Consider the following 12,076-nt stretch of genomic DNA (forward strand, 5'->3'; position numbering starts at 1 on the left):
CAGATATACTTTTTTCGTCATGTCTGACGCCGCGCGCGTCTTCTCCACCGAGGGCCTCATGGCTACGTTGACGCTGGATCAATGGCGCTTGTTCATCCAGATCGCCGATCTGGGCAGCCTGACCAAGGTCGCCGCCCTGCGCGATGGCGCGCAGTCGGCCGTCAGCCGCCAGCTGGCGGCGATGGAGCAGGCCTGCGGCGGCCGCCTGTTCCTGCGCACGGGGCGCGGCGTGGCCCTGACCGAGGCCGGACGCCGCCTGTATCCGCGCGTGCTGGCCTGGCTGGAGGCGGGCGAGGCGCTGGGCCAGGATCTGGCGCGGGAGGTCGAGCAGCCGGCCGGTTCGGTCTGCATCGGCGTGCTGTCCTCGATCGATCCGCAATACCTGTCGCGCGCCTATCTGGAGCTGAGCCGGCGCTATCCCGGCATCCGCCTGCGCGTGCGCGATGGCGTGGGCGCGGCCGTCGACGAGTGGCTGGAGAACGGCGAGGTCGACATCGGCATCCTGCCGCGCAGCGGCCGCGCCGCGCGCCGCCGCGACAGCGCGCTGTTCACCGCCCGGCATCTGCTGGTCGGCGCGCCGGACAGCTGGGTCGCGGGCCGCCGGACCGTGCCCTTCGCCGGGTTGCAGGGCCTGCCGCTGGTGCTGGCCGGCGCGCCCAGCGCCTTCCGGCGCCAGATGGACCAGCTCGCGCGCCGCATGGGCGTGACGCTGACGGTGGCGCTGGAGTGCGATTCCCTGGCGCTGCAGAAACACATGGTGCTGCAGGGCGGGCTCTACGCCGTGCTGGCCGAGCACGCGGTCCTGCGGGACGTGCGGGACGGCGCGCTGGCCGCCGCGCCCATCGTCGAGCCCGCCATCCGGCGCGGCATCACGCTGGCCATGTCCGAAGTCCGGCCAGCGACGCAGGCGAGCCGCGAGGTCGCGCGCATCCTGCGGCTGTGCCTGGAGCCGCTGGCGCAGGCGGGAGCCGCGACGGATTGAACCGCGCGGGCCTTCAGCCGGCGCCGCCGGCGTCGTGCGCGGTGTCGCGCTTGATCTCGCCGTGGCGGCGCTCCATTTCCTGGCGCAGCTCGCGCCGCAGCCGCGCGGCCACGAAGCGCTGCTTTTCCTCCAGCGTGCCCGGGTTCAGGGGCGGCACTTCGGCGGGCACGCCGTGCTCGTCCACCGCCACCATCGTGAAGTAGCAGCTGTTGGTGTGGCGCACCAGCTTCTTGCGGATGTCCTCGGTCACGACCTTGATGCCGATCTCCATCGAGGTGCGGCCGGTGAAGTTCACCGCCGCCAGGAAGGTCACCAGCTCGCCCACGTGGATGGGTTCGCGGAACACCACCTGGTCGACCGACAGGGTCACCACGTAGTGGCCGGCGTAGCGGCTGGCACAGGCATAGGCCACCTGGTCCAGGTACTTGAGGATGGTGCCGCCGTGCACATTGCCTGAGAAATTCGCCATGTCTGGCGTCATCAGGATGGTCATCGACAATTGGTGGCTGAAGGCGTCGTCCATGTCGGGCGCTCCTGATTGCTGAAATGAATATGGTAGCGGCTGGCGCGGGCGCGCCGCTGTCTTTTTCTTGGGCGGATGGGGCGGGGGGCTTGTTCGCGCCGGCGCGGCGGGGAATGCCGCCCGGCGCGCGGGGCCGCTGCGCCCGTCAGTGGCGCGGCTGGGGCTGCGGCTTGGCCTTGCCCTGGGCCGCAGGCTTGGCGGGCGAGGACGCCGTGGCGGCTGGGGCGGGCGATGGGGGGGCGGCTGCGGCCGCCGGCGCGCTCGGCGCGGCCTTGGGATCGGCGTCGGTCGCGGGCGACGGCGGCGGCGGGGCAGCCTCGGCGGTTGCCTCGGGCGGCGCCTCCAACAGCAGCGGCGGCGGCGTCCACAGCCCGTCCAGCAGCGCCGGGCCGGGCTGGTAAACGCGCAGCAACAATTGCGCCGGTCCTGACGCCGGCAGTGGCAGCCAGTTGGACTGTTGCTCGGGCGCGGGCGCTTCGTGGCCGACGATCAGGTCCAGCGAGCCGTCTTCGTTGTAGCGCAGCGGGTCGCGGCTGCCGAGCGCCGGGCGGTTCAGCGCGTTGGGCGCCAGCAGGCCCTGGGCGTCGTAGGCCGCCAGCGACCAGAAGGCGCCGGCCGGCGGCAGCTGGCCGCTGGCGAAGCGCAGGTGATAGCGGCGCGAGCCGTCCACGGCCTCGCCTCGGCCGTCGGCGGCCAGCAGCAGCGTGGCCAGGTCCTCCGGCAGGCTGGCGCCGGGCTGGGCCTGGGCGGCCAGCGCGCGGCGCATGTAGGCATTGCCGTACACGCCGACGCCGCCCGCTTCCCGTTGCCAGCCATTGGCCTCGCGCAGCGTGGCGCCGGCGGCGGCCTGCATGCGCTCGCGCGCGGCGCGCAGGCCCCGGCGCATGCCCTGCTTGGCGGGATGATCCAGCTTGTCGAAGTCGAAGGGACGGCCGGGGATCAGCCCCACGCCGCGCAGCCGGGCCAGCACGGGCTGGTCGGCGGCGTGCGGCGGATTCCTGCGCAGCAGCTCGGAGGCGTAGGCGAACAGGGCGTCGGTCGGCAGGGACTCGACCTGCTCGCGCGGCGAGACCTTCATGTTCAGCGAGCCGTCGGCGCGCACGCGCTGCGCCTGCGGCGGCAGGTTCCATTGCGACAGCGGCGTGATCGCGAAGCCATCCTGCAGGGCATGCACCGCCGGGTATTCGGCCGGGCCGTCGGCCTGGATCAGCAGCCGGGCCAGCACATGGGTGGTGGGCGCGTCGATGCGCGACATGCCGGACGGCAGGGTGCCGTTCCAGCCGGGCGGCACCAGCGCGGTGTTGCCCTTGGCGGTGCCGGTGCTGCGCTTGCCCAGGACGGCGAAGGCGTCGTTCCACAGGTCCACCAGCGTCAGCGTGTACAGCCGGCCGCCGGAGTCGGGCACGGACAGCACCACGGGGCCCGCGCTCAGGTCCAGCCAGGCCGTGCCGCGCAGCATGTCGGGATTGGCCCAGGGGGCGGCGGCGCCGGCCTGGGGCAGGCCGCGCACGAAGGCGTAGGCGTTGGGCGGCGTGTTCTGCGAGGGATGGGCGGCCTGGCGCCGCGTCAGGTCCATGACCAGCAGCGGGTAGAAGTACAGATAGCCTTCCATCGCCGCCTGGTGCGCGGCCTCGGTGGCGGCGGCGGCCGGGGTCGGGGCCGGCGGCGCGGCCGGCGCCAGGGACGGCCAGGCGGCGGCCAGGGACAGGGTCAGGATCAGCGGGGCAACGCGGCGCATCGGCGCTCCAACGGACTTGCGGGGTTCGCGGGCAATGGTAACAGTCCCGCGATTGTCCAAAAACCGCGAAAAACCGGGATCCGGCCACCAGATTTCCGGCTTGCGCGTGGCCGTCTTTGCCAGGCCCATGCATGCGCGACTTGCGGAGCAGGCGCGTCGCATACATTCGCGCGATAGCAGCAGTCGAATGATTGTCTTGGACTCTTTCCAGGGTGACAGCTAACTTGCATCGAAGCATGCGGTGCGAGTCTGGGGCATTCAAGGCCGCGTTTCACGGAGCGTTTTTCCGGAGGGGAACAGCTGCCATCGCACCCTTCTCGCCAGCCCCGATTCGAGTGTCTTTTTCTGAAACAGGCATCTGAATGCAAGGCTAGGAAATGAACAGCTCGCTCAAAAGTATCGACCCCGACGCGCCCGTGCATGACGTGCGCGGACAGCAGGAAGAGACAAGTCCGCCATCTTCCATGAACCGCGCGGTGATTGCCGGCGCGATTGGCAATTTCGTCGAGTGCTTCGACTGGTTTGCCTACGCGCTCTTCGCCAGTTATCTGTCGCACCTGGTCTTTCCCTCGGGTGATCCGCTGGGGGCGTTGCTTTCAACATTCGCCGTCTTTGCCATCGGTTTTTTCGTGCGGCCGCTGGGAAGCTTCATCTTCGGAATCTATGCGGACCGGTATGGCCGCAAGAATGCGTTGGCCGCGACGATTTTCCTCATGGCCACGGGAAGCCTGATGATCGCGATCGTCCCGTCCTTTCAACAGGCGGGCTGGCTGGCTCCCGCCATGCTCCTGTTGGCTCGCCTGATGCAGGGGCTTGCCATGGGCGGTGAAACATCGTCAGGAGGCAGCTATATCGTCGAATCGGCTCCCTTGCACCGTCGCGGCTTCAGCGGCAGCTTCTTCTACATCAGCGTTGGGCTGGGGACGTTATGCGCGTCGTTGACGGGAACCTTCCTGACCTTTCTGCTGCCGAAGGAGCAGATGGAAAGTTACGGCTGGAGGCTGGTGTTCGTGCTGGGCGCGTTGCTTGGTATCTTCGGCCTCTATCTGCGGCGCTCGATCGGAGAGTCGGAAGTTTTCAAGCGCGCCGCTCAAACCACGTCAAAGAAAGACCGGGGCAGCCTGCGCGCCGTCATGCTCAACCATTGGCCGGGCGTGTTGCGTGTCTTTTTCCTTGCGATCGGCACGACGATGGCGTTCTATATCTGGGCCGCGTACATTCCCAACCTGTTGCGAGCCAGTGGCCGCATATCCGCATCAACCTCATTTCTCGCGAGCACGTTCGGGTTGATCGCCTATAGCGTGTCTATGCCGATCAGCGGCGCGCTTGCGGATCGTGTGGGTCGTCGACTCGTGCTCGGGAGTTCGTGGTTGTTGTTCGCGGCATTGTTCATACCCATGATTCACTATGCGCTGGGCAATCCCGAATTGCTGCCATGGATCATGGTGGCCGCGATGAGCCTGATCGGAATGGGCAGCGGCGCGGTCGCCGCCAGCTTCGCCGAGCAGTTTCCGACCAGCGTGCGCGCGATTGGCTGGGGGGTGCCCTACAACGTTTCCATTGCCGTGTTTGGCGGCACCGCGCCGTATCTCGGCTCCTGGCTCGCCAGTAGAGGAATGTCCGACCTGTTCAATTGGTATGTCGTGGCGCTTTGCGTCATAAGTGGCCTGGCGGCATTCGGCCTGCGAGACCTCAGGGGAAAACCACTAGATTGAAATCGAGGCGAGCCGAAGGTCCCGTGCAAGCGGGTTGCCATGCCCGGCGATGGGCGGCTCTGATTCTTGTCCAAGTAGTCAATGAAAAAGGACTTTCACATGTCAATGGAAAAAGTGGCGCTCATTTCCGCCGGCGGAAGCGGCTTGGGCGCGGCAGCAGCCAGGCGCCTGGCGACGGATGGTTTCAAGGTGGCGATTCTCTCGTCTTCCGGAAAGGGCGAAGCGCTGGCGAATGAACTGGGCGGGATTGGCGTGACCGGCTCCAATCAGTCGAACGACGATTTGCAGCGACTGGTCGATGCCGTCATGCGGCAGTGGGGGCGCATCGACGTGCTGGTCAACAGCGGCGGCCACGGGCCGCGCGGGCCGGTTCTGGAAATCACCGACGAGCAGTGGCACCTGGGCCTGGATATCTATCTGATGAATGTCATTCGTCCGGTTCGTATCGTGGCTCCGATCATGCAGGCGCAGAAATCGGGTTCGATCATCAATTTTTCATCGGTCGCGGCCTTCGAGCCGGTTGCGGGGTTTCCGACGTCCGCGGTGTTCCGGGCAGGTCTCGCCGCCTATGCAAAGGTCTTCGCGGATACCTATGCCGCCGACAATGTGCGCATGAACAATATTCAATGCGGTTGGATCGACAGCCTGCCAACGGTCATCGAGCGCCGCGATGGCGTTCCCATGAAACGCTATGGAAGCACTGCTGAAATCGCCGCGACCGTGGCGTTTCTGGCTTCCGAGGGCGCGGGTTACATCACCGGACAGAACCTGCGGGTCGACGGCGGCCTGGGACGCTCCATATAGCGTCCAGCCAGAGGGGAGGGCTGTGCGGCGCGCCGCCCTCAGGCCGGAAATCGGTCGATGCGGAATCGCGTGATGTCCTGCTCCGTATCGCCGCCGGTCGCCAGGTCGGCAGCGATCTCGCCGACGACGCCGGCGAACTTGAAACCATGTCCCGAGCAGGGAGATACGACCACGATGCGATCGTCCTCCGGCGACGTGTCAATGATGAAATCCGTATCCGGGGTCATGGTGTACAGGCACGTCTTCATGCCAAGCAGCGTGCCGGCGCCCTCGGGCATGTAGCGTTCAAGATAGTCGCGCGTGTGGTTTTCATCTGACGCCGATGCGTCTTGTCGCGCCAGGTCGGCATGCTGGATCTGCCCGGTTCCATAGTGCGAGCCGCACTTCAGGCCGACATCGCCAAAGTCCGGGAAGCCGTAGAAGAAATCGCGCCCGTCGTCAATCATGAAGACGGGCAGCGCGCCGGACTTGAACAGCTCGGGCCGCTTGGGCCGGTACCAGCAGGAGACTGCCCGCGTGAGCGTGAGCGTGGGCTTCAGGGATGGCACCAGATCGCTCGCCCACGGCCCCGCGCAGACGACCACCGACCCGGCTTCGATGGCGCGCCCGTCGTCCAGGACCAGTCGCACGACGCCGGTCCGGGGCTCGATGGCCATCACGCGCGCATTCGTCACGACTTGCGCTCCCCGGGCGGTCGCATGGCGGATATGCAGCGCATTGATGGCATCGGACCGCAGGATCCCGGCATCCGGCTGCCAGACCGAGGAATAGTCTTGCGGCAATTCAATGGCGGGATAGCGGCGCTGAACTTCGCGCGGACTCAGCACCTCGTAGTCCAGTCCATATTGCTCGCTCGCCTTGAGCGTGCCCGCCACCAATCGGCTGCCGGGCAGGCCCATCTCCAGGATCCCGGAAGTCATCAGCAGCGTTTCGCCCGTCAACTGCTCGAGCTCGCGCCAATACGCGTAGGCGCGCCGCAGCAATGGCACGTATTGCGGACTTTCCGAGTAGCCCAGGCGGATCGCCCGCGACTCCCCGTGCGACGAGCCGCGATCGTGCCCCGGCTGGAACTGCTCGATTGCGATGACGCGCTGGCCACGTTCCGCGAGCTGAAAAAGCGTCGCGGCGCCCATTGCACCCAGGCCGATCACGGCCACATCATGGATAGCTTCTTGCATGTCGTCTCCAGGGTCCTGGTGCCCGGCGCTTTCGTGTGGCGAGTCACTGCGGCAAGCCGTGCCAACGTGGATGGATCGGATGGTACGAGGGGGGAAATCTCGCGTCGAATATATTTGCGCGATGGTTGCAAGATCGGCGCGGTATCGACCCTGTCCCAGGCCGGCCGGCGCCGGCCTGGGACAGGGGCAGGATCGGCGGCGCTGCGGCGCACCAACAGACGGGCAGGGGGCGCCGGCATTGGCAACAGTCCCGCGATTGTCCAAAATCCGCGAAAAACCGTGATCAGGCGGTCAAATCCCCGGTTTGCGGCTCGTCCGTCCGGCCCGTGGCGCGGGGACGGGTTCTGGGCATATACTTCGCGTTAAATATCCTTGGAATTCGTAGGGCTTTCCCGTCGGGCCGGCCCTCGGCTTCCGTCACTCACCCGGAGAGGAGTGTTTCATGGTCAACATGAACCGCCGCCAGTTCTTCAAGGTGACAGGTGCGACGCTGGCAGGCTCCAGTCTGGCATTGCTGGGGGCTGCCCCCGGCACGGCCATGGCGGAAGTCCGTCAGTACAAGCTTGCGCGCATGACCGAAACGCGCAATACCTGTCCCTACTGTTCGGTCGCCTGTGGCCTGTTGATGTACGGCCTGGGCGACGGCGCCAAGAATGCGCGCGCCAGCATCGTCCACATCGAAGGCGATCCCGATCACCCCGTCAACCGCGGCACGCTCTGTCCCAAGGGCGCGGCCCTGATCGACTTCATCCACAGCCCCAACCGCCTGAAGTACCCGGAATACCGGGCGCCCGGTACGGACAAGTGGGTGCGGATGTCGTGGGACGACGCCCTGACGCGCATCACCAAGCTCATGAAGGCCGACCGTGACGCCAACTTCGTCGAGAAGACGGAAGACGGCAAGACGGTCAACCGGTGGCTGACCACCGGCATGCTGGCCGCCTCGGCAAGCAGCAACGAGGTGGGCTACATCACGCACAAGACCGTGCGCAGCATGGGGATGCTTGCATTCGACAACCAAGCCCGTGTCTGACATGGCCCGACGGTGGCAGGTCTTGCCCCGACGTTTGGCCGTGGAGCGATGACGAACCATTGGGTCGACATCAAGAACGCGGACGTAGTACTGATCATGGGCGGAAATGCCGCCGAGGCCCACCCTTGCGGGTTCAAATGGGTCACGGAAGCCAAAGCCCACAACAAGGCGAAACTCATCGTCGTGGACCCGCGCTTCACGCGCTCGGCGTCCGTGGCGGATTTTTACGCGCCCATACGCACCGGCACCGACATCATCTTCCTGGGTGGCGTCATCAAGTACCTGTTGGATCACGACAAGATCCAGCACGAGTACGTGCGCAACTACACGGACTTCTCCTTCATCGTGCGCGAGGACTTCGCGTTCGACGCGGGCCTGTACTCGGGCTACAACGCCGAGAAACGCAGCTATGACAAGTCGAGCTGGGACTACGAGCGCGGCGACGACGGCTACGTCAAGACCGATCCCTCGCTGGAACACCCGCGCTGCGTCTACCAGCTGCTGAAGAAGCACTACTCGCGCTACACCGAGGAAATGGTCGAGCGCGTCTGCGGCACGCCCAAGGACAAGTTCCTGAAGGTCTGCGACATGCTGGCCTCGACGGCGACCAAGAACCGCGCCGCCACCATCCTGTACGCGCTGGGCTGGACGCAGCACTCCATCGGCTCGCAGATCATCCGCACCGGCGCGATGGTGCAGCTGCTGCTGGGCAACATCGGCATCGCCGGCGGCGGCATGAACGCGCTGCGCGGGCACTCGAACATCCAGGGCCTGACCGATCTGGGCCTGATGTCGAACCTGCTGCCCGGCTACATGACGCTGCCCAACGAGCCCGAGCAGGACTACGGCAAGTACATCGCCGCGCGCGCCTCCAAGCCGCTGCGTCCGAACCAGCTCAGCTATTGGCAGAACTACGCCAAGTTCCACGTCAGCCTGATGAAGGCCTGGTGGGGCAAGTCCGCCACGGCCGAGAACAACTGGGCCTTTGACTACCTGCCCAAGCTCGACAAGCTCTACGACATGCTGCAGGTCTACGAGCTGATGAACCAGGGCAAGATGAACGGCTACCTGGCGCAGGGCTTCAACCCGCTGGCCGCCGCGCCCAACAAGGCCAAGCTGACCGCGGGCTTCTCCAAGCTCAAGTACCTGGTCATCATGGACCCGCTGGTCACGGAGACCTCCGAGTTCTGGCGCAACGCGGGCGAGGCCAATGATGTGGATCCGACCAAGATCCAGACCGAGGTCTTCCGCCTGCCGACCACCTGTTTCGCCGAGGAAGACGGCGCGCTGGTGAACTCCGGGCGCTGGCTGCAATGGCACTGGAAGGGCGCCGAGCCTCCGGGCGAGGCCAAGAGCGACATCGAGATCATGTCGCTGATCTTCACGCGCCTGCGCAAGATGTACCAGGACGACGGCGGCAAGTACCCCGATCCCATCGTCAACCTGTCGTGGCCGTATTCCAACCCGCAGAGTCCGACGGCCGAGGAACTGGCCAAGGAATACTCGGGCAAGGCGCTGGCCGACCTGGCCGATCCCAAGGATCCGACCAAGATCACGCGCAAGGCCGGCGAGCAGCTGGCCGCCTTCGCCGAGCTGCGCGACGACGGTTCCACCGCCAGCGGCTGCTGGATCTTCGCCGGCGCCTGGAGCCCGGCGGGCAACCTGATGGCGCGCCGCGACAACAGCGATCCCACCGGCATCGGCCAGACCCTGAACTGGGCCTGGGCATGGCCGGCCAACCGCCGCATTCTCTACAACCGCGCGTCCTGTGACGTGTCGGGCAAGCCCTTCGACCCGCGCCGCAGCCTGATTTCGTGGAACGGCAAGAGCTGGGGCGGCGCCGACGTGCCGGACTTCAAGGCCGACGAGAATCCGGAAGGCGGCATGGGGCCGTTCATCATGAACCCCGAGGGCGTGGCGCGCTTCTTCGCCCGCGCGGGCATGGCCGAGGGTCCGTTCCCCGAGCACTACGAGCCGTTCGAGACGCCGCTGGGCTACAACCCGCTGCATCCCAAGGCCAAGGGCGTGACCAGCAACCCGGCCGCGCGCGTGTTCAAGGACGACCTGGCGGCGATGGGCACGGTGGACAAGTTCCCGTTCGTGGCCACCACCTACCGCCTGACCGAGCACTTCCACTACTGGACCAAGAACGTCCGCATCAACGCGATCCTGCAGCCCGAGCAGTTCGTCGAGATCGGCGAGGCGATGGCCAAGGAACTGGGCATCGCCAACGGCCAGCGCGTGAAGGTGTCCTCGAACCGCGGCTATATCAAGGCCGTGGCGCTGGTGACCAAGCGGCTGCGCGCGCTGACGATCGAAGGCAAGACCGTGCACCACGTGGGCATACCGATCCACTGGGGCTTCGTCGGCATCGCCAAGCCGGGCTTCCTGACCAACACCCTGACGCCGTTCGTGGGCGACGGGAACTCCCAGACGCCGGAGTTCAAGTCGTTCCTGGTCAACGTCGAGAAGGCATAACAGGAGACCGACATGGCTATGCAATCCCTGGACATCAAGCGGCGCTCCGCCACCACCACCCCGCCGCCCGGCATCCGCGAGCCGTCCGTCGGCTCGGTCGCCAAGCTGATCGACGTTTCCAAGTGCATCGGCTGCAAGGCATGCCAGGCCGCGTGCATGGAATGGAACGACCTGCGCGACGAGGTCGGCACCAACGTGGGCGTCTATGACAACCCGGCCGACCTGACCGAGCATTCCTGGACCGTCATGCGCTTCTCCGAATACGAGAACACGCAGGGCGACCTGGAATGGCTGATCCGCAAGGACGGCTGCATGCACTGCGAGGATCCCGGCTGCCTGAAGGCCTGTCCTTCGCCGGGCGCGATCATCCAGTACAACAACGGCATCGTGGACTTCCACGAAGAGAACTGCATCGGTTGCGGCTACTGCATCACCGGCTGTCCGTTCAACGTGCCGCGCATCTCGAAGAAGGACAACAAGGCCTACAAGTGCACCCTGTGCTCCGACCGCGTCGCGGTCGGCCAGGAGCCGGCCTGCGTGAAGTCCTGTCCCACCGGCGCCATCGTGTTCGGCACCAAGGAGGACATGAAGCAGCACGCGGCCGAGCGCATCGAGGATCTGAAGTCGCGCGGCTTCGAGCAGGCCGGGCTGTACGACCCGCAGGGCGTGGGCGGCACCCACGTCATGTACGTGCTGCACCACGCCGACCAGCCGGGGCTGTACCACGGGCTGCCGAAGGATCCGCACATCAGCCCGATGGTGTCGCTGTGGAAGGGCATCGCCAAGCCTTTGGGCGTGGCGGCGATGGCGCTGACCGCGCTGGCGGGCTTCTTCCACTACGCCCGCGTCGGCCGCAACGAGGTGCACGAGGAAGACGAACGCAAGGCCGAAGAGGAGGCTCGCCATGAGTGACAGCCAATCCCGCGACCACCGCGGCAACCGCCTGATCAAGCGCTACTCGCCCGGTGAACGCACCAACCACTGGGCCATCGCGCTGACCTTCATCCTGCTGGCGCTGTCCGGCCTGGCGCTGTTCCATCCGGCCTTCTTCTGGCTCTCGAACCTGTTCGGCGGCGGTCCCTGGACCCGCATCCTGCATCCGTTCATCGGGCTGGTGATGTTCTTCTGCTTCGTGGTCTTCGCCGGCCACATGTGGCGCAACAACATCATGACGAAGGCCGACCGCCAGTGGCTGAGCCAGCTGGACGACGTGATCGACAACCGCGAGGAAAAGCTGCCAGAGGTCGGCAAGTACAACGCCGGCCAGAAGCTGCTGTTCTACGTGCTGATCCTGTGCATGCTGGGCCTGTTCGTCAGCGGCATCGTGATCTGGCGCGAATACTTCGCGTTCTACTTCCCGATCTGGGCCATCCGCGCCGCCTCGGTGCTGCATGCCGTTTGTGCGCTGGTGCTGATTTGCGCGATCATTGTGCATATTTACGCGGCGATCTGGGTCAAGGGTTCCTTGACGGCGATGCTGCGGGGCCATGTGACGGCAGGCTGGGCGTGGAAGCATCATCGCGCCTGGTTCCGCGAGCAGCTCAGGAAGCCCGCGGGCAAGTAGCCCGTCGCCTTCCCCGACCGGACCGGTCGCACGGCTGCCCGTCCCCCACGCGGGGCGGGCA

At 66.2% G+C, this 12,076-nt stretch carries 9 protein-coding genes; 6 read left to right on the forward strand and 3 right to left on the reverse strand.

Going from position 1 to position 12,076, the window contains the following annotated elements:
• Positions 1–19 precede the first annotated feature (19 nt).
• Entirely contained in the window at positions 20–982 is a 963-nt protein-coding gene (locus AC6LJ9_RS15525; protein WP_498148247.1) for a LysR family transcriptional regulator, read from the forward strand.
• Positions 983–995: 13 nt separating this feature from the next.
• Here AC6LJ9_RS15525 and AC6LJ9_RS15530 read toward each other — a convergent pair whose 3' ends face one another.
• On the reverse strand, positions 996–1,505 hold the full coding sequence (locus AC6LJ9_RS15530) for an acyl-CoA thioesterase (RefSeq protein ID WP_498148248.1): 510 nt from the start codon (positions 1,503–1,505) through the stop codon (positions 996–998).
• Between the two features lie 145 nt (positions 1,506–1,650).
• Complete coding sequence (locus tag AC6LJ9_RS15535) at positions 1,651–3,243, reverse strand: DUF1254 domain-containing protein (RefSeq protein WP_498148249.1); 1,593 nt, start codon at positions 3,241–3,243, stop codon at positions 1,651–1,653.
• Between the two features lie 377 nt (positions 3,244–3,620).
• Here AC6LJ9_RS15535 and AC6LJ9_RS15540 point away from each other — a divergent pair, with 377 nt between their 5' ends.
• Entirely contained in the window at positions 3,621–4,958 is a 1,338-nt protein-coding gene (locus AC6LJ9_RS15540) for an MFS transporter (RefSeq protein WP_498148250.1), read from the forward strand.
• 99 nt (positions 4,959–5,057) lie between these two features.
• On the forward strand, positions 5,058–5,762 hold the full coding sequence (locus tag AC6LJ9_RS15545; protein ID WP_498148251.1) for an SDR family oxidoreductase: 705 nt from the start codon (positions 5,058–5,060) through the stop codon (positions 5,760–5,762).
• 38 nt (positions 5,763–5,800) lie between these two features.
• Here the strand turns inward: AC6LJ9_RS15545 and solA are convergent, their stop codons facing one another.
• On the reverse strand, positions 5,801–6,940 hold the full coding sequence (gene solA, locus AC6LJ9_RS15550) for an N-methyl-L-tryptophan oxidase (protein ID WP_498148252.1): 1,140 nt from the start codon (positions 6,938–6,940) through the stop codon (positions 5,801–5,803).
• A gap of 442 nt (positions 6,941–7,382) precedes the next feature.
• On the opposite strand from solA, the gene fdnG reads away from it, so the two are divergent.
• The 3 genes from fdnG to AC6LJ9_RS15565 are packed head-to-tail and all read left to right on the forward strand — an operon-like array spanning position 7,383 to position 12,015.
• Complete coding sequence (gene fdnG / locus AC6LJ9_RS15555) at positions 7,383–10,451, forward strand: formate dehydrogenase-N subunit alpha (protein ID WP_498148253.1); 3,069 nt, start codon at positions 7,383–7,385, stop codon at positions 10,449–10,451.
• Between the two features lie 12 nt (positions 10,452–10,463).
• The gene (gene fdxH / locus AC6LJ9_RS15560) at positions 10,464–11,363 is read left to right on the forward strand and encodes a formate dehydrogenase subunit beta (protein ID WP_212313697.1); all 900 of its coding nucleotides are present in this window, start codon (positions 10,464–10,466) and stop codon (positions 11,361–11,363) included.
• Complete coding sequence (locus AC6LJ9_RS15565) at positions 11,356–12,015, forward strand: formate dehydrogenase subunit gamma (RefSeq protein WP_103272123.1); 660 nt, start codon at positions 11,356–11,358, stop codon at positions 12,013–12,015. Before fdxH ends, AC6LJ9_RS15565 begins: the two co-directional genes overlap by 8 nt.
• Positions 12,016–12,076 lie beyond the last annotated feature (61 nt).

The organism is Achromobacter sp. 1011811831 (assembly GCF_059760905.1).